Annotated in this window: 17 protein-coding genes; 6 read left to right on the forward strand and 11 right to left on the reverse strand. The window is 52.6% G+C overall.

The features are described 5' to 3' along the window. Positions 1-342: 342 nt before the first annotated feature. Positions 343-1293: a magnesium transporter CorA family protein gene (locus P22_RS08960; protein WP_054259894.1), complete on the forward strand. Its 951-nt coding sequence runs from the start codon at positions 343-345 to the stop codon at positions 1291-1293. 59 nt (positions 1294-1352) lie between these two features. Here P22_RS08960 and nrdD read toward each other — a convergent pair whose 3' ends face one another. Further along, positions 1353-1631, reverse strand: a complete 279-nt coding sequence (nrdD, locus tag P22_RS08965; RefSeq protein WP_069972794.1) for an anaerobic ribonucleoside-triphosphate reductase — start codon at positions 1629-1631, stop codon at positions 1353-1355. Positions 1632-2161: 530 nt separating this feature from the next. Here nrdD and P22_RS08970 point away from each other — a divergent pair. Both P22_RS08970 and P22_RS08975 read left to right on the forward strand, forming a co-directional pair. Continuing rightward, the gene (locus P22_RS08970; protein WP_054259895.1) at positions 2162-2587 is read left to right on the forward strand and encodes an EVE domain-containing protein; all 426 of its coding nucleotides are present in this window, start codon (positions 2162-2164) and stop codon (positions 2585-2587) included. 148 nt (positions 2588-2735) lie between these two features. Continuing rightward, the gene (locus P22_RS08975; protein ID WP_054259896.1) at positions 2736-3278 is read left to right on the forward strand and encodes a GNAT family N-acetyltransferase; all 543 of its coding nucleotides are present in this window, start codon (positions 2736-2738) and stop codon (positions 3276-3278) included. A 157-nt stretch (positions 3279-3435) separates the two neighbouring features. Here the strand turns inward: P22_RS08975 and addA are convergent, their stop codons facing one another. From addA to P22_RS09010, 7 genes are all read right to left on the reverse strand, one after another. Continuing rightward, positions 3436-7134 (reverse strand): helicase-exonuclease AddAB subunit AddA, encoded by a 3699-nt coding sequence (gene addA / locus P22_RS08980; RefSeq protein WP_054259897.1) that lies wholly within the window; start codon positions 7132-7134, stop codon positions 3436-3438. Next, positions 7131-10592 (reverse strand): helicase-exonuclease AddAB subunit AddB, encoded by a 3462-nt coding sequence (gene addB / locus P22_RS08985; RefSeq protein WP_054259898.1) that lies wholly within the window; start codon positions 10590-10592, stop codon positions 7131-7133. The genes addA and addB overlap by 4 nt, the downstream gene beginning before the upstream one ends. Positions 10593-10615: 23 nt before the next feature. Next, the gene (locus P22_RS08990; RefSeq protein WP_054259899.1) at positions 10616-13666 is read right to left on the reverse strand and encodes an AAA family ATPase; all 3051 of its coding nucleotides are present in this window, start codon (positions 13664-13666) and stop codon (positions 10616-10618) included. After that, positions 13663-14814 carry an exonuclease SbcCD subunit D gene (locus P22_RS08995; RefSeq protein ID WP_054259900.1) on the reverse strand — a complete coding sequence of 384 codons (1152 nt, stop codon included), beginning with the start codon at positions 14812-14814 and terminating at the stop codon, positions 13663-13665. Before P22_RS08995 ends, P22_RS08990 begins: the two co-directional genes overlap by 4 nt. Next, on the reverse strand, positions 14814-15749 hold the full coding sequence (locus P22_RS09000; protein WP_235814599.1) for a DMT family transporter: 936 nt from the start codon (positions 15747-15749) through the stop codon (positions 14814-14816). Before P22_RS09000 ends, P22_RS08995 begins: the two co-directional genes overlap by 1 nt. 14 nt (positions 15750-15763) lie before the next feature. Next, positions 15764-16564 (reverse strand): polysaccharide deacetylase family protein, encoded by an 801-nt coding sequence (locus tag P22_RS09005; protein WP_054259901.1) that lies wholly within the window; start codon positions 16562-16564, stop codon positions 15764-15766. A gap of 132 nt (positions 16565-16696) precedes the next feature. Next, complete coding sequence (locus tag P22_RS09010; RefSeq protein ID WP_054259902.1) at positions 16697-18127, reverse strand: glycosyl hydrolase family 18 protein; 1431 nt, start codon at positions 18125-18127, stop codon at positions 16697-16699. Positions 18128-18428: 301 nt separating this feature from the next. Between P22_RS09010 and ercA the strand changes: the two genes are divergently transcribed. Both ercA and P22_RS09020 read left to right on the forward strand, forming a co-directional pair. Then, entirely contained in the window at positions 18429-19607 is a 1179-nt protein-coding gene (ercA, locus tag P22_RS09015; protein WP_054259903.1) for an alcohol dehydrogenase-like regulatory protein ErcA, read from the forward strand. Then, positions 19591-21519 carry a sensor domain-containing protein gene (locus P22_RS09020; RefSeq protein ID WP_054259904.1) on the forward strand — a complete coding sequence of 643 codons (1929 nt, stop codon included), beginning with the start codon at positions 19591-19593 and terminating at the stop codon, positions 21517-21519. Before ercA ends, P22_RS09020 begins: the two co-directional genes overlap by 17 nt. A 42-nt stretch (positions 21520-21561) precedes the next feature. Here the strand turns inward: P22_RS09020 and P22_RS09025 are convergent, their stop codons facing one another. Beyond that, on the reverse strand, positions 21562-22059 hold the full coding sequence (locus P22_RS09025) for a cysteine hydrolase family protein (RefSeq protein ID WP_054259905.1): 498 nt from the start codon (positions 22057-22059) through the stop codon (positions 21562-21564). A gap of 207 nt (positions 22060-22266) precedes the next feature. Here P22_RS09025 and P22_RS09030 point away from each other — a divergent pair, with 207 nt between their 5' ends. Then, positions 22267-23181 carry a GGDEF domain-containing protein gene (locus P22_RS09030; protein ID WP_054259906.1) on the forward strand — a complete coding sequence of 305 codons (915 nt, stop codon included), beginning with the start codon at positions 22267-22269 and terminating at the stop codon, positions 23179-23181. A gap of 45 nt (positions 23182-23226) precedes the next feature. Here P22_RS09030 and P22_RS09035 read toward each other — a convergent pair whose 3' ends face one another. Beyond that, positions 23227-23469, reverse strand: a complete 243-nt coding sequence (locus P22_RS09035; protein WP_054260022.1) for a hypothetical protein — start codon at positions 23467-23469, stop codon at positions 23227-23229. Positions 23470-23626: 157 nt separating this feature from the next. Next, entirely contained in the window at positions 23627-25354 is a 1728-nt protein-coding gene (locus P22_RS09040; protein ID WP_054259907.1) for an ABC transporter ATP-binding protein/permease, read from the reverse strand. Positions 25355-25492 lie beyond the last annotated feature (138 nt).

The raw sequence follows: 25492 nt of genomic DNA on the forward strand, positions 1-25492 counted from the left end.
ATATTATACCTATTACGGTATGGGTTGTCAATTATAAGCGCCATGTTAACTATTTCCATAAAACTAATCTTCCAGACTTTGCCGGATTGCCGCCAAAATACCAACGGTTTTACAGAACTTTAACGTTGCCGTCTTGACTATCGGCAATAGTAAGAGTATATTTTAAAGTAAATCAGTGATTTACTTTAGGCAGGTGAGCAATATGGATGTAGACCGACCTAGTTCACATATGATACCAAATTTATTCAATAACGGGGGAATACCTGTTTTTTTGTTGTTTAGCCGGCTTTAGGATAAACGCATGAAACAAGCTTCCCCAAACAGAAAAGGGGGAACAGCATCATGCTAGCGATCTATAAAAGCAACTATACAACCATAAACGAATTAACTATGGATACAATTGAAAAGGGTTCCTGGATTAACCTCTTAAATCCGACCCCGGAAGAAATTCATCTGGTGGCCGCCATCGCCAATGTACAAAGCGATTTCCTGAAAGCAGCCTTGGACGAGGAAGAACGTTCGCGTACCGAAATTGAAGATGATGCCCTGCTGATCATCACCAACATTCCGATGATGCGCGGTGTCGATAATTACGATACGCTGCCTTTGGGAATTATTTTGACACCGGAGTATATTATAACCGTTTGCCTGGAACAAAATGAAGTCCTATCGGATTTTAACCTGGCTAACGCCCGCTTTTTCAGCACTTTCAAAAAAACCCGTTTCTTATTTCAAATTCTGTATAAATCGGCAACGCTGTACCTGAAATACGTCAAGCAAATCAACCGCCGCACCGATGAAATTGAACGGTATCTGCGAAAATCCGCCAAAAACCAGGATATTTTTGAACTGTTGGATTTACAAAAAGCGTTTACCTATTTTACCGCCTCATTGCGCTCCAACGGCATTGTTCTGGAAAAACTGCTGCGCCTGCGCTCCAACAAGCAGTTGCAACACCTGATTACCATTTATGAAGAAGATGAAGATTTGTTGGAGGATGTCATCATTGAAAACAAGCAGGCTATCGAAATGGTCGAAATGTACAGCAATATTTTAAACGGCATGTTGGATACCTTTGCTTCCATTATATCCAATAATTTAAATATGATTATGAAATTTTTAACCTCGGTGACCATTTTATTGGCTATTCCGACGATGATATCCAGCTTCTTCGGTATGAATGTGGATATTCCCTGGGGAAACAATTCCCAAGGCTTCATTAATATAGCCATTCTGGCCATTTTAGCCACTTGTATTACCGCCTTCGGCTTATATAAGAAAAGATTCTTCTAGACAGGAAAATCCCGGCAGTTAGCACACGCTAATGCCGGGTATTTTTTCTCCCGTTTCGGCTAGAAGTGACTGACACGGTCGGATAGTTCCGCCTGTTTGGCATCATTAAACCGCTCATTGGTACTTAAATAGCCGGTAATCCGCCGCACCCGTTTGATCGGGGAACGTTCAATGGATGTAATCACCAGTTCTTCCGCTTCGACCCGGATATGGATTTCCGCTATTTCCTTGTTCTGCGCCCGCCATAATGTCTTTTCGGTGGCAATAATTTCGGCAATTTCCGCTTCTGTAATGCCTTCTTCCGCCACTACCCGTATTCCGTCGATCATCTGTGCCATGTGTACCTTCCCCCACTATCCTTTATCGCCGTTCTATCCTAATCATATCAATTGACAGGGAATAGTCAATAGGACTTATTGCCGATTTACAAACCGGCACGTTTGTTTTATCGTATTTTTTCATATTTTTGTCACAATCCGGCTGTATACTGACAGGTGAATACATTACAAGAATCGGGTGTTTTTTTATGGTTAGCGCTCATGCCATTAATGCCGTCGTCGCTGTTATCGGGTTCGGACTGGCTTTTATTCTCCTGGATTACCGGCATCTGTAGCCGGCAGGATACTGCTTATATAAAAACAGATCGCGCTTAAGAGCAGCACGATCTGTTTTTATGTAAGCGATCAGTGTAAATTAAAAGGGCTGGATAGTAACAGGCCGCCGGAGATCTGACGGACAGTGAAGCAGAGGAAGTGCTGCAGGACTCCCTGCGGCGTCCGGTTGCTGAATAAATCCCCCGGTATAATCCTGTTCCGTTATTCACATCCTTTGGTTATAGACCTTACTGTTAGGAAAGAAGGTGCTTCTCATGTCTTACTGGCTTCTGAAAACCGAACCCGAAACCTACAGTTACCTGGATTTGGAGAAGGTGGAGCGGGATCGTTGGAACGGCGTGCGCAATTTCACGGCATTAAACCATCTACGCCAGATGCGGCCTGGCGATTTGGCCTTTATTTACCATACCGGACAGGAAAAAGCCATTGTCGGCATTGCCGAAGTAGTGTCTTTGCCCTATCCGGACCCCGCTGAAACCGATTCGCGGTTTGTTGTTGTGGATATAAAAGCCCGCCAGCGCCTGAACCCTCCGGTGACCCTGCGGCAGATCAAGCAAAACCCTCTCTTTGCAGCATGGGAACTGGTGCGCATGCCCCGCCTGTCGGTCATGCCGGTCCGGGCGGAGTATTGGCAGACCGTTATTGCCGCAGCCGGGCAATACAGGCCGGTTTCTACCTAAACAATAATAAAACAAGGCGGTATTTTGCAAACTGCCTTCCGCCTTTTGACGGTCTTTTTCCAACCGGTATATTGCCGTAATTGCCGCATCATATTATCATTATAGATGGGAATGATTTTACAATATTACGGTAAAGGGGGAAAAGCAGATGATTATCGGCGAAAAGGTGATTTTACGCACTGTAAAGGCCAGTGATCTGGATCTGTTATATGATATGCTCAGCACAGTTTATGACAAAGGAGAATACTGGTTGATCGACATTCCGGATGAGCCGGGATTCCGGCGCGCTTTTGATAAAACCGGGTTCTGGCAGGAGGATTTCGGCCGTATGCTGCTGACCGACAGCGACAATTCGTTATTAGGCGAAATCTTTTACTCCCGGGTATCCGACTACCGCACCGGCTATGAAATCGGCTACCAGTTATTCCGTCCCCTGTCACGCGGCAAGGGCATCATGACCGAAGCCCTGCGTTTATTCACCAATTATTTATTTATGGTAATGCCCATACCCCGCCTTCAGGTCACGGTAATCAGCGGCAACCTCCCCAGCCGCCGGGTAGCGGAAAAATGCGGCTACAGTTATCGCGGCAGTTTTCGCAATGCCGTCTTTCATGGAGGGCGGTATCAGGATTTGGAGTTATTTGACCTAATCCGGGAAGACTGGACGTGCTTTCCGCTGATTACCGCTTAATTTCCTAATTCAATTAGCTTAGTCCCCACCGGGAAACTACCTTCAAATCTAATGAAGGGGCAGCCTCAAAATAGGTTAAAGAACCATTTGAGGCTGTCCCTTCACTTTTTAAGACAAGAACATTTTTCTTCCGGTCCGTTCCTACTTAATCCCGTCTTTATTCTATGGGTATGGTTTCTCCGGAATAAAAAGCATAGAAATATTTTTCCTTGACCGGTATCTGCAAAATACTGCTGATGGCCCGGGCATACAGCGCCAGCTGCACCTGATAACGGTCGGCCAGTTCGACGCCGCTTTTACCGCGGTCGGTCTTGTAATCCACCAGCACCAGCCCGTCTGGTTCGTTGAACAGTACATCAATAATGCCTTGAATAAAAATTCCGTCCGGCTGCTGAATCTCCGGATAAAATTCACTGGCCGGCAATACCAGGCTAAAGGGCAGTTCCCGCCGGACACAGGGGGAACTGCGCATCCGCTGCCCCAGACTCCCGGCGAAAAACCGGGACACTGCGTCACAGTTTACCGCTGCTACCTGCTCCGGCAGCAGCAAAAACCGTCTGACCATGCTTTCTAACTGCCGGGCAATTCCTGCCGGGCTGACATCACTCTGATAGTCGACATGCTGCATGACGGTATGCATCAGCGTCCCCTGCTCGGCAGCCGTCATTTTGCCGTCGGCAGCCAGAAAACGGGGACGGACAAAAGCAGGCTGCGATCCATACAGCCGACCGGCCGGTCCGTCGGCATCCGCCTGCGTTTCAAAACGGCGCTTGATCTCGGTTACTGAAAGCTTGGCCGGCTTACCTACTGCCGAAGCATAGGGATAGCACCAGTTCAACCGCCGCTTAACCTCATCCTGCCGGCTATTTTCCGCTACCGGCTGCATTCTTTTTACCTGCTCTAAAAAACTGATATCATGAACCGTCTCTTCAGCCGCTGTTGTTATTTCGGAAGGCGAATACAGCCAAAGGGTCCATTGCGAGGGATTTTCCCTAACCGGAGCATCGGCCGGCTCTCCTTCCCACTGCGCCAGCTGCCGCAGGACACTGCCGGCGGGATGGCGCGCCAAAGCCGGACAAATCCAGTCCAAATAGGTTTTCGCCCCGGCAATAACCCCGTCGGGTAATACCACGCCGGTATGCCCGGCCGATTGGCACCAGTTTTTGGCCCGCGCGGCCAGTTTATTAGCTGATCCGACCAGTATCAGCTTTTCTCTGGCTCTGGTAAGAGCTACATAAAGAATGCGCATTTCTTCGGCTTTGGTTTCCATATTCAACTGGTGGGCGATAGCCTGCCGGGCTAGGGTGGGATAACGGTAGCGAAGTTCCGGCCTGATGACGAAAGGTCCGACTCCCAGCGTTTTATGACACAACAGTAAGCCACGGCTGTCCTGCAAATTAATCTGTTTGCCCAGATCGGCCAGAAAAACCAGGGGAAATTCCAGGCCTTTGCTTTTGTGAATGCTCATTACCCGCACCACGTCTTCGCCTTCCCCCAAAGCCCGCGCTACGGCCAGATCGGTTCCCTTATCCTGCATCCGTTCTAAAAACCTAAGAAAACGGAACAGTCCCCTGAAATTGGTTGCTTCATACTGCCGGGCCCGGTCATAAAGCGCCCGCAAATTGGCCTGCCTCAACAAACCGCCCGGCATTCCCCCCACATATTCGTAATAACCGGTATCGCGATACAATTGCCAGATTAAATCCGGCACCCCCTTGCGTCGTGATACATCCCGCCAAGTTTCCAGCCGTTTGATGAATTGCCTGATTTTATGCTGAAGTGCTTCGGAAAGGCCGCTCTGCCCGGCACTGCTGCTGATAGCCGTCCATAAGTCCGTCCTGCTTTCCGCCAATCGGACCCGGGCAAGTTCTTCGACGGTCAGCCCGACCAACGGCGAGCGCAATACGGCTGCCAGGTGGATATCCTGACGGGGATTGTCAATAACCGACAGCAGGGAAAGCATCACCTGCACCTCTATTTCCCGGAAATAACCGCCGTCCACCTCGGCATATACGGGAATTCCGGCTTTCTTTAATACATCCAGCAGCAGGCCGGCTTTATTTTTCACCGAACGCAGCAAAATGACAATGTCCCGCCAGTGTAACGGCCGGTAAACTTTATCCTGTTTATCGTACACCTGATAGCCGCTCTCCATATATTCACCGATGCGGCGGGCAATCAGCCGCGCCTCCAGCTCAAAGGCACTGACCTCCTCTTCCTCCGCCGGCATATCCGCCTGGTTTTCCGTATCCTGACCGGTCCACACCGGCTCGTCCTGCTCCCGGTCGATCAGGCAAAGCTCTACCGGTCCGTCGAGGACAGGCCGGTCGGTTGCCGGGTAGTCCGGCCCGGGGTTCAGCTTTTCCGCGTCACCGTATTCCAGCTCGGCCACCCTAGGCGTCATAATCTGACAAAACAGGAAGTTAACAGCGTGTAGAATACCGGCCCGGCTGCGGAAATTCTGGGCCAGATCAATCCGCAGGCAGTTCTCGCTACGAACCGGATACTGCCGGTATTTCTCCAGGAACAGCTGTGGTTCCGCCAGGCGAAAGCGGTAAATGCTTTGCTTGACATCACCCACCAGGAAGAGGCTGGGTTCACTCTCCCGGGCAAGCAGGCGCAAAATCGTTTCCTGCACCCCGTTGGTATCCTGATATTCATCCACCATGATTTCCACATATTTCTCCCGCAGGGCTGCGGCAACAGGCGACGGACGAACCTGTCCGGGAAGAGCCCGGCGGTCCAGCAGAACAGCTAGACAGAAGTGCTCCAGGTCGTTAAAATCCATAATTCCCCTGGCCTGCTTGGCAGCCTGAAATTCCCGGTCAAACTCCTGTACCAGGCCGGACAGCGTGCGCATCAACGGGGCAACAGAGCACATATCCGCCAATAGTTCCCTGTCAGGGCGGCCAAAATAGAGCTCCTGTATTTGTTTAACGGCATCTTTTACCTTTTGCCGGCCCTTTTGATAATAATCACGCAGCACTTTGTCCACACCCTTAACCGGCGGCAGTTTCACAAACTGGCACCGGCTAAGGGCCGCCGAGAGTTCCTGCCAGGACTGTCCGGCCGCAGCAATCAGATCGCGCAAAAGCTCCTGATCGGTTAAAAAGGCATCCAGATACACATCCGGCTGTCCCGGCTGCTCCACCTCCCGGCATAATACCGCAAGCTGCTGTCCGGCCTGTTCCAGTTCCAGAATTACCTTTTCCCTGATAATCACTGACCAGGGCGTATCTTCCAGGTCTGTTCCTTCCGGCAGGCAAAAAGCATCCGGCAGATGTTCCAGCCAGTTACCGGGCCAGGGATGACTGCGGGAAAAAGTGTAAAGTTCCAACAGCAGTTGATACAAGGGGGTGTCGTCATTACCGCTGCCGTAATGTTCGACGAATTGTAAAAAGTCTTCATCCTCTTCATTGTAGCGCCGTTCAAACAGTTTTTCCATGACGTCGATTCTAAGTAAAGCGGTCTCCGCCTCACCGGCCACCCGGAATTTCGGATCCAGTTCCAGCAAATGAAAATTCTGCCGGATAACACTTTGGCAAAAGGCATGAATGGTGGAAATGGCTGCCGCATTCAACAAGGCCAGTTGCCGTTCCAGATGCCTGGAATAGGGAGACTCTTTTAAAGCCTCGCTCAGCGCATTGCCAATACGGCTGCGCATTTCCGCCGCGGCCGCATTGGTAAAAGTAACCACCAGCAGGCGGTCAATATCCAGCGGCTGTTCTTCATCCAGCACACGCTTGATGATGCGCTCGACCAATACCGAGGTTTTTCCCGAACCGGCGGCTGCCGCCACCAGTACGTTTTTACCCCTAGTGGTAATCGCCTGCCACTGCTCTCTAGACCAACTCATTCGTCCTCCTCCTTCCCGGCCAGTTTACGCCATATCTGGCTTTCTTCCAATTGCTTCAGTACACGGTACTCATTGTCCGGCAGGGATTGATCAAACTGGCAGACGGGAAAATAACGGCAATAACTGCAGGCTGTCTGCCTGCCTAACTGATAAGGTTCAATCCCGGCCCTGCCCTTCATAATCTGCCCGCCAATACCGGCCAGCGTGGCTTCCACATGCCGTAACAATAAGGAAAACTCTTCCTGGGTTTTTACATAAGCCAGGCTGTTGCTGTATAGGGAACCGTCTTTTTTTAAGGCGACCTTTAAAAAATCGGAACGGCTGTCCATGGCCTGATCCAGGAGCCGGATAATGTCCGGATCGGCCAATACCCAGCCGGGCATTTTCAGTTGATTATTCACCGTTTTTTTAATCTCTTCCGGTGACAGTAAAACCTGCCCGGCGATGCTCGGGTTTTTCAAAAAGTAGTACAATACGCCGGCTGGACGGCATTCACCGGCACCGGACCAAACGCCACCCGACTTTTGCGCGGCCAGCAAATAAGTCAGTAATTGCAGTTTTAGGCCGTAATATACTTCCGGCAGGCTAATCCAGGCTCCTCCGGATTTATAATCAATGACCAGCAGATAACAAATACCGTTATGACAGGCACTGTCCAGCCGGTCAATTTGCCCGACCAGTTCCATAACCACCCCGTCCGTCAGAGGATAGACCAGCGGCGGCAATGCATCGTTTCCCTGGCCGAAGGCTTTTTCCAGTGCTACCGGTTTAAAATGACTGACCCGGTCGAATTCGGCCAGACGCTCCACCGACCGCTTTACGGTATTTTCCAAGCGACGGGTAAGATGCCGGTACTGGCCGGAGCTCAACAGGATCTCATTTTGCAGCCGGGGAATAAGCTGCTGCACAATATCGGCGCAAAGATCGCCGTACTCTGCAGGGGGCAAGGCACCCCAGGTCAGCCCCCTTTCCGCCATGTGATCGCCAAAGGCTTTTAAGGCCGCGTGCAGAAACTGTCCTAAATCCAGCGGCTGCAGCCGGAATACCGGTCGTTCCCTCAACTGCAGCCCGTACTGGACAAAATGCTTGAAGGGGCAGGCCTGGAAGCTTTCCAGACGCGTTACGCTGCCGCGAATTTTCCGGCTGCGCGGATATAAGCGGACGGCCAGTTCCAAGGGCAGGTCGGCGGCCTGGTTCTGATGAAACAATCCGCCCAGGGCCTGCTGCAAATATCCCTTCAGTTCTTTGCGCTGCAGGGCCCAGTTATATACCGCCCACCACACCGGACTGATTTCCCGCCCGGCTTTATATTGCCTGATACTGCCCACGAGAGCCGCTATACTGCGCTCCGGCTGGGCCACATACTCATATTCGCATCCTTCCGGCGGCTCAGCCGGCAAATAAGACAGCGGCGCCTGGTTAAGCAGTTGGCGCAGGCGTTTGATGATCAGCGACGGCGCCAGTTCCCTGCCTTCCTCGTCAGCCAGCGGATAGCTGAACCAGAGGCGTTTCCTGGCCCTGGTCAACGCCAGATAAATCAAATACCGTTCGGCAAAGGTATCGGCCAGCGCTCCGGGCGCCAGTTCCATACCGCAGGCAGCCATGACCTCCCTGTCTTTGTCGGTCAGTACCCCCTCGCTACGCCCCCGCATGGGCAATACACCGTCATTGGCACCCAAAACATACACTGCCGGAATATTGTCTACCGTATTCTGTTCCAGCGAAGCAATGGTCACATGATCCAGCCCGGGAGGGATCAGACTCAGCCGGAGGTTTTCCAGACCATCGCGCAACACGGCGGCAAAATCGGCCGGCTTCATGACCTCGTCGCCGCACGTTTCCACCAGTTGTTCCAAGAGTTCTATGACCGCCGACCAAATCTGGCGGTGCTCCCGTGCCGAATCGACACCGCCGGCCTGTTCATCTTTATCGGCCCAGTTTTCCAGAGTTTCCGGCACCTTCAGTTCTTCCAGAAAATAATACAGTGCCGTCGTCAGTCTCCGGACATTGCCAGCGGCCTGCAGCCCCTCCGACAGCTTGAGCAGCGGGGCGGAAGCCTTCAGCCGGATGGCCTGGATGTTGTCCAGATAATCAAGCTGCGCCTCGCTTAGCTCTTCTTCCTCCCCCAGTGAAAGCCGCCTTACAAACCGCCAGGGTTCCGGCTTGGACCAGCGTGTGCCGCGAATGCCAAATTCCAGTACGTAATTTTCCAATTGATCCACTTCCGTCCGTGACAACGGAAAAAAATCGGTCTTCAAGCAGCGGAACAAAGGTTCATAACTCCAATTTTCAACCAGAGTTTCCAAAGCGGAACGCAGCAGCTCGGCCAGCGGATGGTGCACAGCCTGACGCCGCCGGTCACTGAAAAAGGGAATGTCATAATCGGCCAGAACTCTTTCCACAATATCGTTATAGCTTTCGGCATCCCGCAGCAGTACGGCCATGTCCCGCCAGCGGTAGTTCTCTTCCCGGCACAGCCGGAGCATATCCCGGGCCATGCCTTCCACTTCCGTCCGCCGGTTGGCAGCTTCCACCAGGGCAATGTCCTGATACGGCTGCCGCCACGGTTGAACCGGATAAGAAAAAAACTGCCGCTCCAGATGCGCCAGCGCCGGATTATCCGCAAAACGCCGGGTCTCTTGCAAGGGCACTTCCCGTATCGCAGCTCCCGTTGCTGCGGCCAGCGCCTTCAGCTTGCGCCGGGTATTCCACTGACGGTAAAAAAGCGATGTCTCACTTTGCGGCTGCAGCAAGGCAGACGGCGGCAGGCAAAGTGTAACCGTAACCTCCGCCGCTGTTGCCAGGAGCTCTTGTAAAACGGCTATTTCCTGCGGATTGAACCAGATAAAACCGTCCAGCCATACCTCGGCTCCCTGCACCAGGGAAGACCGGTTAATATTTTCCGCCAGGAGATTCAGGTAGTCTTCGGGGTCGGTATACCTGGACTGTAAAAATACTTCAAAATCATGATACAAAATATATAAATCATGCAGTTTATCGGCCAGCGGCGACGGCAGCATTCCGGCTTTCACCGCCAGTAAATCTTCCGGCTTTACCGCATAACTTTTAAACTCCTTGATGATTCCGGCCAGGGTTTCGGCAAACGAACGCTGACCGGCCGCCTGTTGAAAAACCGTAAATTCTGCCTGATGCTCTTGTAACAGGCGGCTTAACACCAGCTTCTTGCCCAGTTCGGTAATATGCGGCCGCAAGGCCCCGCCCGTTTCCAGCAGCACGCGGTGGGCCAGCCGCTGAAAACCGAAAACATGCGCCCGGGTAAAACCGTGCAGTCCCGGTGTGGCCGCCAGATCGTTTTCCGACTGAAAGGTGGCATGTTCCGGAAGAATTAACAGCAGAGGGTTCCCCTCCGGAGACTGTTGCAAGCGCTCACGGATGGCTTCCCTGCAGTAAAAACTTTTTCCGGTTCCCGCTCCTCCTACTACCAAAGTCAGTCCCATAGGCAATCCTCCTTATGTTAACATCAACCTACTTTAAATTCCGCCCGGCTGCCGGTGCCTGCCCTGCTGATTTCCAGTCTGGCATCAATCCGTTCTTTAAGCTCCGGTACATGGGATATAATGCCGACCAGCCGCCCACCCCGCTGCAGATCCAGCAGCGCCCTGACGGCAAAATCCAGTGTTTCCGGGTCGAGCGTGCCAAATCCCTCGTCAATCAGGATGGTATCCAGATGAATACCGCCGGCGTAGGACTGTACTACATCAGCCAGCCCGAGCGCCAGCGACAGTGATGCCAGAAAGGTTTCACCACCGGACAGGGTTCCGACGGCACGGGCCAGACCGGTATACTGATCAAAAACTTCCAGTTCCAGTCCGCCGGCAGCGTTTTTTCGGGTCCGCTCCATGGTCCGCTGCAAATAATAACGCCCCCGGCTCATGGTTTTCAGCCGCTCATTGGCGGCCACAGCCACATCATCCAGCAGTGCCGCCAGTACAAACCGCTGAAAGGTCAGTTTATGTTCGTTGACGCCGTTGGCTACTTCCGCCAGCCGTCCGATGACCCCGTATTGCCCGGTTAGCGTATCCGTTTCCTGTTTCAGGACAGCCAGGGAAGCCAGCCATTTTTGCTCTTGCTCCGTTCTAATCCTGGCAGCCGCCTGTTCGGCTACTGCCTGGTTATGACTGCTTAGCGCCTCTTTTACCCGCTGAAACAATTGCTCCATTACAGGAGGCACCAGCCCTTTAACTGCTTTATCGGCCTGCTTAAGCCGGCTGCCGGCCGCAGTAAAGTTTTTATCAAACATCTCGATCCGTTCTTGTAACGCCTTCCGGTAATCCGGCGGCTTTTTGGCCCGCTGGTAATCGTCCGGCCCACTGAACCCTGCCGAACGTATCCGCAGGAGAAATTCCCGCCGCTGCGCTTCATAGCGTTCCCGGCTTTGCTGCAGGTTGCTTTGGGTATGTTTATACAGCGTTTGCTCTTTAGCCAGTGCTTCACTCGCTATTTGCAGTGCGCTCTGCGCCTCCTCCCAGCAGATTTTAAGCTGCTCCGCCTTCTGTTGCGCGGCTTGTCTGGCCGCTGCCAGCCTATTGCTGTCACGGTATGGTGCCGGTACACCCTCCCGGCGTTCTTTGGCCACTGCCCGGGCCGCCTGATACCGGCTTTCGGCCTGCCGGTAGCGTATTTCCAACTCCTCCAGTTCTTTGCCCACGTCCGCCTTTTGCGCCTCCAGCCTGGTGATTTCCTGCTGCAAACCGCCTGCGGCGGCGGCTGCCTTCACAGTTTTTTCGTAACTTTCCTCTGCTGCCGCCAAGGCCTTTTCCACCTGTCCCGGCTCCTGCTGAGCATAACTGCCCAGCGCACGCTCCACTTCCTGCAGCCTGTCTTTCGCCGCCAGACAGTTCGCCTGCAGCGTAGCCAGCTTTTCCCTTATGGCGGCAACAGCCGGCTCCAGCGAATCAACCGCCTCCTGGGCCGCTTCCAACGCTCCCTCTTCCGGGGTATCCTCCGGAGAAAAGGCCGGGCGGGGATGATGGCAGGAGCCGCAAACCGGACAGGGAAGGCCCTCCGACAGTCTCGCCGCCATCAGGGCCGCCTGACCGGCAGTCCAGGCCTGCTGCAAGGCGGCCAGCTTCTCCCTGGCGGCCGTATAGGCGGCCGTCACCTGCCGGCTCTTATCCAGCATAGTCATGCGTTCGCCCTCCAGCCGGTCTAAAGAGATTTTCCCCTCTTCCCAGAATTGCTGCCGCTGCCGGGCTTCGGACAGTTCCCGCACGGCTGCTTCCCGGCTGCCGCTTTGAGCCGCCAATACCAGCGCCTGTTGATATTCAGACAGGCTTTTCTCCAGGGCCTGCTGCAGCATATTCAGCCTGGACTGACAGGCAGCCCGCTCCCGTTCCGCCCGGGCTGCTACCTGACCTTCAGCCTCTTCCGTTTGTTGCGCCCTGATGAACCCTGTCACTTTTTCCTGCAGCTGCTCTAACAGCATAACCTCTTCCCAGGCTGCCTGGCGCTCGGTTTCCCGTCCTTCTTCCGCCTGCCAGACAGACTGAGCCCGAACCTGGGCTGCCTGGGCTGCCTGCAGTGCCGTTTCCTGCCTGCTTAACACCGCCTCAAGCCCGGCCAGTTCCTCCTGCCGCTGTTTCACATTCATTTCCGCATCAAAAAATTCCGACGCCTGATTGGCCAGTGCTAATTCCTGCCGCTTCTCCGTCACCAGCGGCAGCTTGTTTTCCAGGTCGCTTAGGCTGTGTCTGGCCTCAGCCTGTTCGGCAAACTTTGCCTGCACGATCTGCCCTTCCGTCAGTGCCGCCTGTGCCGCCTGCAGCGTTTGTGCGGTAACTTGTTCCCGGTCCGTCAGCGTAGCAAGTTCTTCTTTATGGCGAAGATGAATCTGTTCCAGTTCTTCCGTTGAGGAAACACCGGCCTCCTGCAAAATCCAGCCGATCTGTTCTCTTTTCTGCTCGAAAAGCTTCTTTACCTCCTGGTCCTTTTGCTTCAATTTCAGCTCAATCGCACGGTACAAATCGGTTTTGAACAACGTCTGCAATATTTCCTGCCGCTCCAGGGAATTGGCCGTCAGCAGCCGGCGGAATTCACCCTGCGGCAGCAATACCACCTGCCGGAACTGACTGCTTTTAAAACCCAGCAGTTCTTCGACTTTCTGCGTTACATCGCTCCAGCCGGCTGCCAGCAGGGTTTCGGCACCTTCACGCACAAACCATAGTTCAGCAGCCGCATCCATTCTGGTCGTACCTTCTCCCCGTTTTTTGGCGCGTATTTGTTCAGGGCAGCGCCGGATGCGGTATTGCCTGCCGCCCAGCGCAAACGAAAATAACACTTCAGTCGGAATGTCCGGCGTGGCATAGTCGCTGCGCAGCGACCGCCCATCCCGTTCACTGCCGCTGGCCGTACCGTACAGGGCAAAGCAAATGGCGTCTAAAATAGTGGTTTTCCCCGCCCCGGTAGGTCCGTGGATCAGAAAAAACGAACGGGCCCCCAGCTCGGAAAAATCGACAACCTGGCGGCCGGCATACGGCCCGAACGCCTGCATGGTCAAACACAGCGGTTTCATTGTGTAGCCTCCCGTTCTTCCCGGTTTAACTCGTCCAGCAGGTCCCTGAAGGTTTGCTCCTGTTCCGCGGTCAAATCCTCGCCGGTCATTTGATTGAAAAATGCCGCGAATAAACTGGCTTCGCTTAACCGGCGATGGTCACCTGCCGGTCCCTGCAGGGTGCCGCTGCGGCTTAAACGCAGATAGTCAAAATCCAGCAGGTTGGGATACATTTCCTTCAACCTGAGCCTGGCATCCAAAATGGGCTGATGGTCTTCCAGCGTAATCATAAGGTAGTCTTCCTTAGCGCTGTCGGTTTGCGCCTGCACCACAAGATCCTGGAACAGGCCGCGCAGGCAGCGCACCTCATGCCGTGGCGTCAAAGAGAATACGGTGACGGCAACGCTGCCGTCACCGTTCAGTTCCACCAGATTGATCCCCTTTTTCTGTCCGGCTTCGGCAAAAGAATATTTCAGCAGTGAGCCGGAATAGCGTATTTTTTCACTCCCGGCCTGCTGCGAATTATGCAAATGTCCCAGGGCCGCATAATCAAAGCCGGCAAAAAGTGCCGAGCCGACCGCGCCGCTGCCGCCCACCGATAACGGTCTTTCCGATTCGCTTTCCACTCCTCCGGCAACAAAAGCATGCGCCACCGCCACTTTTCGCACACCGGGAGGTACATAGGCTGTCGTATGGGCAATCATCGCTCTCAAGGCTGCTTCATGCCCGTCGGCTTCCAGCTGCCAGGTATTCCGGACAACGGCCGGTTCGGCATACGTCAAAGGAAGAAAGTATACGGGCCCGTAGGAATCATATAAGACAACCGGTTCCAGTTTGGCAGACAGCTGCCCGGTAACAAAAAGGCCCTGGCCGGCCAGCAACCGGTTGCCGAAGCCCAGCCGGTCAGGACTGTCGTGATTGCCGGCAATCATAATGACCGGTACCTTATAATCCAGGAGCAACCGGGACAGCGTATCATCCAGCAGGCGCACAGCCTCCGTCGGCGGTACCGACCGGTCGTATACGTCTCCGGCGACCACAACGGCATCCGGTTTCACCTCCCGCACCAGTTCCAGGAACTGCTCTAAAATATAGGCCTGATCGTCGGTCAGGTGAACTCCGTGAAACATCCGTCCTAAATGCCAGTCCGCCGTATGTAAAAAGCGCATTACTGCTTCCCTCCTGTCGCACAGCCAGTTTGCGGTGTCGCCGCTGCACGGGTTGTCAGATAGACCCCGCCGATAATGACGGCGGCACTAAAAAGTTTAAACCAGCCCACACTTTCGCCTAAAATCAGTTGGGACTGAATAATTGTAAATACAGGCACCAAATTAATAAAAATAGCCGCTTTGGGCGCACCGATTCTCTGGATGGCAATCAACTGGAACAAATAACCCAGCACCGATGCGAACACAGCCATATACAGAATGGACAGCCAGCCCCCTAGGCTGGCAAACGGCAGAAAGGCTAGCGGCCGCTCCCACAGGACAAAAGGAAAAGAAATCAGCGTACACAGTAAAAAAGTATATGCGGTAATCATTAAAGGCGACAGTTGAAAGCGCTGCATATAACAGCGGCTGAGCACAGCATAAGCCGCCCAGCTAAACACAGCGGCAAACATAAACAAATCCCCTGCGTTAAAGGCAAAGCCGGAAACCACACTCCAATCCCCGCCGGTAATGGTCAAAACCACGCCGCTAAAAGACAGGGCGATACCCAGCAAGCGAAGTGTATCCAGCCGGTCGCGTAGAAATAACGCGGCCAGTACGGCAGTCATCATGGGATTGGACGCACCGATTAAGGACGAGTTGACGGCCGACGTATAATGGAGGCTGAAAAAAAACAGCACATGATACAAAAAAGTCCCCACAAATCCGAGTATAACCAGCGGTCCCCACTGAACGCGGCCGGGAAGCCACGCTCCAGGCTGCCTGCTGTATAAAATGGCAAAAATAAACGGCAAAGTAAATAAAAAACGAAAAAAAGTCAAGGCAAAAGGAGGAAATTCCTGTACCGCCATTTTTCCGGTAATAAACGCACCTGACCAGAACAAGGCGGTAAACACCATCAGGACATAGATCTTTCTATTGGATATATTGGTCAAGTTCATTCCCTGCCTTATAAAACGGAATCATACACAATTCCCCTGCCGCCGTATTGCTGCAGCAATTCCCCCACCGGCACAATCCGGTATCCCTGGGTAATGAGCCGCGGCAGCAACCGGGTTAATGCATCAGCCGATGCCTTGCCGGACACATGCAGGCGTACAATGGCTCCGGGTTTGACATGCTGCATAACCCGGCCGACAATGATATCGGCATTGTTATTCACATGATCCAGGGCATCCACTTCCCAGCCGACTGCTTTAAAACCAAGTTCGAAGGCCGCCTGCAAGCCAGCGCGGCTAAACTGACCGACCGCCGGGCGGTATAAGGCGGGCTGCCTGCCGGTTACCTGGCGGATTTCCGTCGCGCACCTTTCCATATCGTTCTTTATACCCTGTAAAGAACCGGAATGAGCCGAACCGTAAGCATAGCTTTGACTGCCAAGCTCATGACCTTTGGAAGTCAATTGCATGGCTTCTTCCGGATAGGCTGCCGCCCAGGGACCGGAAATAAAGAAGGTGGCATGCACACCATGTATTCCGAGCGTTCTTACCATAAGGTCTATCCCATCGGCCCCAAGACCGCTGTCAAAACTCAGGGCGATTACCTTATCCGTAGTAGTTACTGCCTTTATCGGCAGTGCCTCCGGCCGTAGCTGGATGGGCGCCGGAGCCGGTTCGGCCTGAACGGCATTGCCCTGATCACTGTCCTCCCCGGTTGCCGACGGTATTTGCTGCAAAACAAAAAACCAGGTAAACGCGATACACAAACCGATAAACAACATGGTCATACGAATGGATAAAAGACTGCGCATATGATGTCCTCCCGTCACTTCACTGCCGGCTAGTTTTAAAAAAACCAGCCGCCCTTTCTAAGAAAAATACAGCACAACAAGGAATGTGCTAAGCGGTTTACTATTCTGGGACAGGATAGTAAACCGCCGATACTACTTGCTCTTTTGCAACCCGGAATGGATCACCGGCCAAACGGTCTCTTTTTCAAAACCTTTGCGCCATGAAGCGACCCCCGCTAAATTATATTTGTCAACCAGGGCCACTTTAAGGCCCAGGGAGCGTTCCTCTTCCAGCCAGATGCGATGCCGTTTTTCCTGTTCATAAAACTCCGTATAATACTGCCCCTGATCCGCCAGCCATACGGGAGTCAGCCGCTTTTCCCGAATGGTTTTATCTACATCCGCCATCGACATGGTTTTGCCTCTGCCCGCCAGTTTTCCGTTCTTATCCTCTGCCCACTGTCGGGTGTAAAACGGCAAGCCCAGCAACAGTTTTTCTGCCGGAACCTGCTGCAGCATATTGCTAATACCCCGCTCCACCCAGCCAAGCGATGCCACCGAACCGCTTTTCGTACCCGCAGCCCAGTGTTCATCATAAGTCATCACCATGATATAATCGACGATCGCGGCCAGCTTTTCCCGGTCATAGCATTTTGACCAGTTATCCGAACCATCCGGCACCGTAACATCAGCCGAAACGACCACACCCTGCAGTTTGAGCGCCGCCGCAATGCGCGCAATAAATGCGGTAAGCCGGTCCTTATCTTCCATATATACATTTTCAAAATCAATATTAATCCCGTCCAGGTCATATAAACTGGAATATACCAGCAATTGCTTGATAATCCTGTCCTGCGTATACGGACTGCTCAGGATTCGCCGCGTCAGATCCTTATCAAAGCTGTTGTTAACCAGCGCCCACACCTTGTAGCCCTTCTGATGAGCCGTTTTGACATAGCGTATGTCGGCCCGGCTGCTGACCAGACCGTCCTCACCAATGGAGAACCAGGTCGGCGAAAGGACCTGCAGCCCGGGTATCGCCGGCTGTCGTATTAGATCGGTATCTACTGTGCCAATGGCATCCCACACCAAATTGATTTTTCCCTGCGGGCGCCACTTTTTCCGGACGGTATTCAGTTTCCGGCGTTCGGCGGTTTGCGGTTTGGAAATGATCACACTGCCTCCCGCGTCCGTAGTAACATGTAAGCCTAAAAGCGGTTCCAGACCATATACGTTAAGATAAAAAACTCCGTTGAACTCCCTGGTCATAAAGTTCAACGTGACCCCATCCAGAATCTTGACATCCAATGCCCCGTTTTCCAGCCTGAAGTCAGGCTGGGCTACCGAAAGGTATGCCCGGGTATCCGTTTTATCAAACTGAAACGCCCTGTCCAGATAAGCTTCCAGAATGCTCACCGGAACCCAGACAGCGTCTGCACCAACCAGGACTGTCCCACTTTGTAAAATCAGCGGTTTTTCTTCCCATTGATCGGTCAGGTTCCCGTTCTGTCCCCAGCAAACCGTCATGCCGGACCACAATAGTAAAACGATCACCAGACAAGCTCTCACCGTTATTTGTCGCACAGCCATCTCCTTCACTTTTAGGCAAATTTTATATTACTATGTTTATTCTTGGCAATAGGCCGAAAATCCTTTTGTTTAGACAGCCTCATTTTCCGGTAGCAGTACTCCCTTCACATTCTCAATTATTCGACAAATCCCGTCATTTCGTCCATTAGGAGAAGGAAATTGCTACCTGCCCAGAGAATTTATCTACGTATAGTTTTTGTTGTGGTATCCGGTACTCCGGTACCATTAAGCCCATTATACCGCACGCTTTACTACCATAATTTTTCATTGATGAATCCTTAAAGGAGTTACTGCAATGTGTGAATCTGGGCAACCGTCTCTTTTAGAATTGAGAAAATTTATGGCTCCGGAATTTATCTTTGGCGTGGACGCCTGTCTGTTGGCCGGTCAATATCTTCGTAATTTCGGTACTCGCAGGGTTTTGCTGGTAACCGATAGCCATCTGCGCAACACCACCGCCTGGGTTCAAAAACTGGAAACCTCTTTGTCATCCGCCAATCTGCCTTTTGTGGTGGTTGACCAGGTTTCGCCCAATCCCCGCGCAGTGGAAGTCATGGACGGTGCGGCATTATTTTTGCAAGCCCGTTGTAATGCCATTTTGGCTTTAGGCGGTGGCAGCGTTATGGATTGCGCCAAGGCAATCGGCATTATCGCTTCCAGCGGCGGCCACATTGCCGACTATGAAGGAGTCGACCGGATAAAACGCGCCATGCCGCCGCTCATCTGTATACCCACTACCAGCGGCACCGCCTCGGAAGTATCGCAATTTTCCATCATCACTCATGAAACACAAAGAAGGAAACTGGCTATTGTCAGTAAAACGCTGGTTCCGGATGTCGCACTGCTTGATCCGCAGCTCACGACGACTATGAATCCTTTTTTCACAGCCTGCAGCGGCATGGACGCTTTAACGCATGCTATTGAGGCTTATGTATCCAATGCCAGTTCTCCGGCAACCAATCTTCACGCCCTTGAAGCGCTGCGTATTGTCTGGAGTACCCTGCCGCGCGTACTTGCCCGGCCGGCTGATATAGCCTTGCGGGCCCAAATGCTGTTTGCCAGCTTACAGGCCGGTCTGGCTTTTTCCAATGCTATCTTGGGCGCCACTCACTCTCTGGCTCATGGCCTGGGGGGATTGTTTGATCTAACCCATGGCGAATGTAACGCCATTTTACTGGCTCCGGTCGTTGCCGCCAATTATTCCGCCTGCCCGGAAAAATTTCAGCACATCGGCCGTTTACTGGGTCTTGATTTACAGGGAATGACGGTTGGAAAGGCCGCTGCCCTGCTGGCCGGTACGATTGAAAATTACCGGCGGCAGATCGGCCTTACTCATTCGCTGAAGGATTTGGGCGTCAGCCGTTCCGATTTTTCCCGTCTGGCGGCGGTGGCCTTAAAAGATCCCTGTCTGGCCACCAACCCCCGCCCGCTGGAACAACACGATCTGGAGGCTATCTATGAACAGGCATTGTAAGCCCTCAACGGAAAAAAACTTTACCCGTGAACTCCTGATTGGCCTGGGCGAGGCCTCGGTACGAAAAAGTTACTATCCGGAACTCCAGCAGCGGCTGGCCGAACTGGAACGCTTCCGCTTATTGCTGGACCAGGCACAGGACGCCGTTTTTTTAGTGGAACTGCCTGACGGCCGGATTGTTGATGCCAATGCCGCGGCCTGCAGTTGGTGCGGCGCCGATAGCAACGCCCTGATCGGCACTTTGGTCTCCAAGTGGCTGGATTTGCCGGTTCCGCTGGAACTACTGCACGAGAATACCGTCCAGTCCTGCTGCACCTTCCATTACCAGGACGGCCTCGCCATTCCGGTGGAGCTATCTCTGGCGACGGCCACTTTGGACAACCAAGGGTATCTGGTCATCTGTGCCCGGGACATTACGCAACGGAAAATCGCAGAAACCAGTCTGCTTACCGCCCAAAACAAACTGCACCAAAGCTATACCGAACTGGCAGCCCTGTATGCCCAGCTATCGGCAACCGAGGAATCCCTGCACAAAAAAATTGAAGAACTGGAACAAAGCCAGGAGGCTCTGAAAGACCGTGAAGAACGCATCCGGCATATTGCCTACCATGACGCACTGACCAACCTGCCCAACCGGGCCAGCTTTAAGGAAAAGCTTCATGCCGCCTTATTGCAGACAGCAAAGACCCAAGCCAGCGGCTGCGTCCTGTTAGTCGACTTGGATAATTTTAAAATTATGAATGCGTCCTGGGGAAATGACCTGGGTGATGAAATACTGATAGAAACAGCCCGGCGCCTGCGCTCCTGCCTGCCGGCCGGAGCGACCATTGCCCGCATCGGCGGCGATGAGTTCGGCTTACTCCTCTGGCCGGGTAATAAAAACGCAATTGCCCAATGGGCCGCTTGCATCCTTGCTTCTTTCAACGCCCCCTTTATCCTGCGCGGCACTACCTTCACGGTATCCTGCAGTTTGGGTGCGGCCCAGTTTGCCGCTGATGCCAAAAACGTGGAACAGGTGCTTCGCAATGCGGACAGCGCCCTATACCGCGCCAAATCCTCCGGCCGTAAAACCTGGCGTCTGTTTACCCAGGATATGCAGAAAGCCATCGTCAATCGTATGGAACTGGAAGCTGATTTGCACAAGACATTGTCCAGCAATGGATTTTCGTTGCATTACCAGCCCCAGTTGGAACTGCTTTCCGGCCGGACGCTTAGCTTTGAAGCCCTGCTTCGCTGGAACCATCCTGCAAAAGGTTTCATCCCGCCGCAAACCTTCATCCCCATTGCCGAAGAAACCGGCTTAATTCTGCCAATCGGCGACTGGGTCATCCGCACCGCCTGCCGGTTTGGCAAACGGTTATGTCAAAAACATCAACAGCTTTTGCGGATAGCGGTAAATATATCGGCCCGGCAGCTCATGCAGGCCGATTTCACCCGGCGGCTCCACACTATCCTGCTGGAGGAAGGCTATCCACCGGAAGCCCTGGAACTGGAAATCACGGAAAGTATGCTGATCGAATCCTTTGATTCCTGTGTCAAACAACTGACCCAATTGCGGACACTGGGTATCCGAATTGCCTTGGATGATTTCGGCACCGGTTACTCTTCCTTAACCTACCTCAGCCGCTTTCCGATTGATACCATTAAAATTGATAAATCCTTTTTGCACCAATCCGCTACAAATCTGGCAGCAGCAGCCATTATCAGCACCGTTATCCACCTGGCCCGTCAGATGAACCTTGACGTGGTAGCCGAAGGAGTGGAAACCCCCGAACAGTTGCAGTCACTGATCAATCTGGACTGTGGCTTCATCCAGGGCTATCTGATCAGCCAGCCGCTGCCGCCGGAGGCGGCGATTTCCTTCGCCATTCATCACCTGCCTGCCCATATTCCCGCTATTGCTAAAAAATAAAAACGCCGGTTATTGTTAAAACCGGCGTTCACTGTCATCCTGCTAGGACAACAGCCGTTTTAAAGCTCCCAGGGAAATAATCTCGTTGACATTTTCCACAAATGGGATGTTTTGCGGGTTGCGGCTGGCAATCCCGCCCCGCAGAAGAATGGGCACCAGATCAAGATCGAGAGCTCCGCGATAAGTCGACAATACGCAGTATTCGGCACAATAGCCGGTAAGAATCAAGGTGTCCACCTTCAGCTGTTGCAGCTTTTCTGCCAGCCCGGTCTTGTTTAAAGCGTTCCCGTAAGTTTTAACAATGTGAATATCCTCCGGCTTAATGTGCAGATGTTCCGGCAGTTCGAATCCTTCCGTTCCCGGCAAAACACCGCTGGCTTCGTTGCAATGCTGCACGCAGATGACCGGCAGGTTCCGTGAATGAAAGAAATCGATAGCCTCATTAACAACAAGGATGGCTTCCTCCAGCGATCTGGCCGTTTCCGGGCTCCGTTTAAAAAATGCCTTCTGGATATCAATAACGAAAAGCGCCGCTTTCATGATGTAATCCCTCCTCATTTTTACTAATTAGATTGGCTTTATCCTAACTTATACGACATCACCTGGCCGAATCCTCCCCCGTCTCCGGCTGATCTCTGTCGGAACCGGCAGGTATTGAGGCCAAGCCGCTCCATTCTCTCATCAAGGACAGTTTCCGTCCGGAATGTTGCAACTACCATTACGCTGCCGCAAAAGAAGGAGATACGTATGCGCATCTTGATTGCAGACGACAAAGAAATCAATCGCCGTATTCTGACCGACATTCTGCATAACATGGGCTATGAAACCCAGGAAGCGTCCGACGGCCGGGAAGCCCTGAGCATTCTTGAAAAAAAACACTCCCCGTCGATTGTGCTGCTGGACTGGGAAATGCCCCATATGAACGGCCTGGAGGTCTGCCGGATGTTACGACGCCGGGACACTACGGGCTTAAATTACAAATACATTATCATGATTACCGGCCATCAGGAAGCAGCCTCTATTGATACGGCCTTTGCCGCCGGCGCCGACGACTACATTGCCAAACCGTTCAATCTGCAAAAGCTGGCGTTACGCCTGCGAGTGGCCAAGCGCATTGCCGAAATGCAGCAATACCTGCGCCGTCTGGCAACACACGACGATTTAACCGCGGTGCTTAACCGCCGTACCATCGTGGCCCAGCTTAATACCCTCCTGACTGATAGTACCTGTTATCCGCTGGCGCTAGCCATACTGGATATTGATCGTTTCCAGGCCATAAATGCGGCCCTGGGCCACATTACCGGTGACAGAAGTTTAAAAGAAATTGCCCGGAAAATAACCGCGACGCTGCCTGACCACAGTCTGTTCGGACGTCTCGGCGGCGAAGAATTTGTTATAGCCCTGCCGGGTACCGATGCTGCCGGAGCCACAAAATTTTGCAATATGCTTCGTAAACAATTCAGCTCCGATCCCCTCCAGATTTCCTGTCATTCCATTCCGGTAACCGTCAGTATCGGCTTGGCGGTCACACTGAAAAAGCTCTCTCTTGATACATTGTTATGTACTGCCGCCGGTGCCCTCGCTACCGCTAAACAGCAGGGACGCAACCGACTGGTTGCCATGATCGCAGCAGAAGAACAGGTAAAATGCCTGCCATCATGATGGCAGGCATTTTACCTGTTCTGACTCCGTATTTATATCGGAATGTTACCCTAATTCCCCTCTAAGGCGAGCTAACTCTGCCTGCGCTTCGGAATAGTACCAGCGTACCGACTTGCCGAAAACGCATCTCATGGCGTCTACTTTACCTGCTTCAGCTAACTTGCGCATCTTTTTTACGTCAAATCCATTAGAAGAAAAATAACCCGCCGCAACAAACCCTCGATTGTGGAGCCATTTTCGGTAGTAATCGTAATCTCTACTTTCCAACTCAATGCGCCAAATCGCCATGTACGTCACGGCCTTTCTCTTAAGTTTGCTTCCATTATACACTATAAACGTACAAATGTAAATTGATATAATGAAAATTTAACAATTAAGGTAAACTGGGAATAGTTATGTTTCCTTTCTGTAAAGAATAACCAGGCTTTTCTCTATACGGTCATAATCATACCGGACTTATTTTCCAGGAACCGGCGCCATCTAATTCCAACTTCAGCCGGTGATATTTGGTTAACGTGCTACGGTGCCCGACACTGACCAAAATCGCCCGGGGCATTTTTTTACTGATCAGCTGATAAAGTTCTTGTTCTATCGGTTCATCCAGCGCCGTTGTCGCCTCATCTAAAATAAGTATCTCCGGCCGCTGCAGCAGAACCCTGGCAAAAGCCAGTCTTTGCTGTTCACCCAGCGACAGCACCTGTGCCCAGTCTTCCACTTCCTCCAGCCTGCCGCCTAAAAAGCCAAGTTTGCATTCGTCAAGCACTTGCTTCAGGCCAGCCTCATCCACCGGCTGGGCCAGACCCGGATAAGTCAGTGCCTCCCGCAAAGAACCGATCGGTATATAGGACTTTTGCGGCAGGAACAGCGCCTGCTTATCGGCGGGAAAAACGATTTTTCCCTGCCCGAACGGCCAGATTCCGGCCAGGGCCCGCAGCAGCGTGCTCTTACCGCAGCCGGAAGGGCCGCTGACCAGTACCGTATCGCCCGGTGCCAGCTGTAAATGAATATTCTGCAGCAAAGGATGCCCGTCCGGGCGGCAGACCGTTAGGTTCTCCACGCATAAACTTTCCTGTGGCTGCCGGACAATCTCCGGTTCAACCTGCTTTTGCCGCATCGCCCGGACATTGTCCATATTAACGGAAAACTGACTTAACCGGTTGATAACGGCCTGCCATTCCGCAAGCTGAGTAAAACTGTCAATAAAAAACGACAGTGAAGTCTGTACCGTACCGTAGGCATCGGCAATTTGAAACATTTCCCCCAGAGTGATTTTATTGGCGAAATAACGCGGTGCCGCCACCAATATGCCGAAAATAATGGAAACCTGCGAATAACCGGCAACAAACCAGGTCAGTTTTTTATTCAAATTCATTACCTTCCAGTAGTTGCTGAATACATTCTGAAACCGGGACAAAAAGTTCCGCTGTTCCTCCTGCTGCCCTTTATACAGCGCAACGCTTTCGCTGTTTTCCCGGAGGCGCATCAAGCTAAAACGGAAATCGGCCTCGTAACGCTGCTGGATAAAATTCAGCTTCACCAACGGCTTGCCCAGCTTTACCGTTAGCCAGGTACCCAGCCCCGCATAACCGATAGCCGCCCAAACCAGATAGCCGCTAACCACAAATACCGTTTGTCCCAGCGGTATCTCCAGATCACCGGACATCTGCCACAAAATAAAAATAAACGAAATCAGCGTAACCCCCTCCCGCAGCAGTCCCAGCGACAACGTCAGAGCGTGCGTTACAAACAGATTGATATCCTCGCTGATACGCTGGTCGGGATTATCGGTGTTATTGCTGTCAAGCAGCTTCATCCGGTAGAAGGTCTGATTGTGCAGCCATTCACCCAGGTATTGGGTGGTCAGCCATTTACGCCAGCGGATGGTAAGCATCATGCGTAAATACAGCTGGTACCCGGCCATCAGGATAAAAAAACCGGCTAGCATACTGAAATCTCCCAGGGCGCTGACAAACCCGTCCCGGTTATGTTCATTTAACACATTGTAAAACGTGCTGCGCCACTTGTTAATCAGGACATTGATATACACAATGCCCAGATTTAAGGCAATAATAGCGGCAAGCAGTCCTCTGGCACGCCACTTTTCCTCCGAGGACCAGTAGGCCCTGGCCAGTTTCCAGGCGCTGGCCAGCATTTGTAAATTCAGTCTTTTCATGGTTTCCCCCTTACCGCCTGTCTGATTAGCTGCTTCCGGCAGCCTCTGTTGCTGTGCCGGATAGAAAAGGACCCTTGGTTTCGCTGTCGCTTGCCAAAATTCCTTTTGTTACCGCCAGCCAGTGCAAAACCGGGTATA

The organism is Propionispora sp. 2/2-37, from assembly GCF_001298735.1.
Lineage (GTDB): Bacteria > Bacillota > Negativicutes > Propionisporales > Propionisporaceae > Propionispora.

Bases quoted from the DNA above. Each gene is read 5' to 3' on its own strand.
- addB (WP_054259898.1), bottom strand. From the start codon at position 10,592: ATGGGACTGACTTTGGTAGTAGGAGGAGCGGGAACCGGAAAAAGTTTT.
- nrdD (WP_069972794.1), bottom strand. From the start codon at position 1,631: ATGGCACAGATGATCGACGGAATACGGGTAGTGGCGGAAGAAGGCATT.
- P22_RS09020 (WP_054259904.1), top strand. From the start codon at position 19,591: ATGAACAGGCATTGTAAGCCCTCAACGGAAAAAAACTTTACCCGTGAA.
- P22_RS08975 (WP_054259896.1), top strand. From the start codon at position 2,736: ATGATTATCGGCGAAAAGGTGATTTTACGCACTGTAAAGGCCAGTGAT.
- P22_RS08990 (WP_054259899.1), bottom strand. From the start codon at position 13,666: ATGAAACCGCTGTGTTTGACCATGCAGGCGTTCGGGCCGTATGCCGGC.
- P22_RS08970 (WP_054259895.1), top strand. From the start codon at position 2,162: ATGTCTTACTGGCTTCTGAAAACCGAACCCGAAACCTACAGTTACCTG.
- ercA (WP_054259903.1), top strand. From the start codon at position 18,429: ATGTGTGAATCTGGGCAACCGTCTCTTTTAGAATTGAGAAAATTTATG.
- P22_RS09025 (WP_054259905.1), bottom strand. From the start codon at position 22,059: ATGAAAGCGGCGCTTTTCGTTATTGATATCCAGAAGGCATTTTTTAAA.
- P22_RS08995 (WP_054259900.1), bottom strand. From the start codon at position 14,814: ATGCGCTTTTTACATACGGCGGACTGGCATTTAGGACGGATGTTTCAC.
- P22_RS09035 (WP_054260022.1), bottom strand. From the start codon at position 23,469: ATGGCGATTTGGCGCATTGAGTTGGAAAGTAGAGATTACGATTACTAC.
- P22_RS09030 (WP_054259906.1), top strand. From the start codon at position 22,267: ATGCGCATCTTGATTGCAGACGACAAAGAAATCAATCGCCGTATTCTG.
- addA (WP_054259897.1), bottom strand. From the start codon at position 7,134: ATGAGTTGGTCTAGAGAGCAGTGGCAGGCGATTACCACTAGGGGTAAA.
- P22_RS09005 (WP_054259901.1), bottom strand. From the start codon at position 16,564: ATGCGCAGTCTTTTATCCATTCGTATGACCATGTTGTTTATCGGTTTG.
- P22_RS08960 (WP_054259894.1), top strand. From the start codon at position 343: ATGCTAGCGATCTATAAAAGCAACTATACAACCATAAACGAATTAACT.
- P22_RS09040 (WP_054259907.1), bottom strand. From the start codon at position 25,354: ATGAAAAGACTGAATTTACAAATGCTGGCCAGCGCCTGGAAACTGGCC.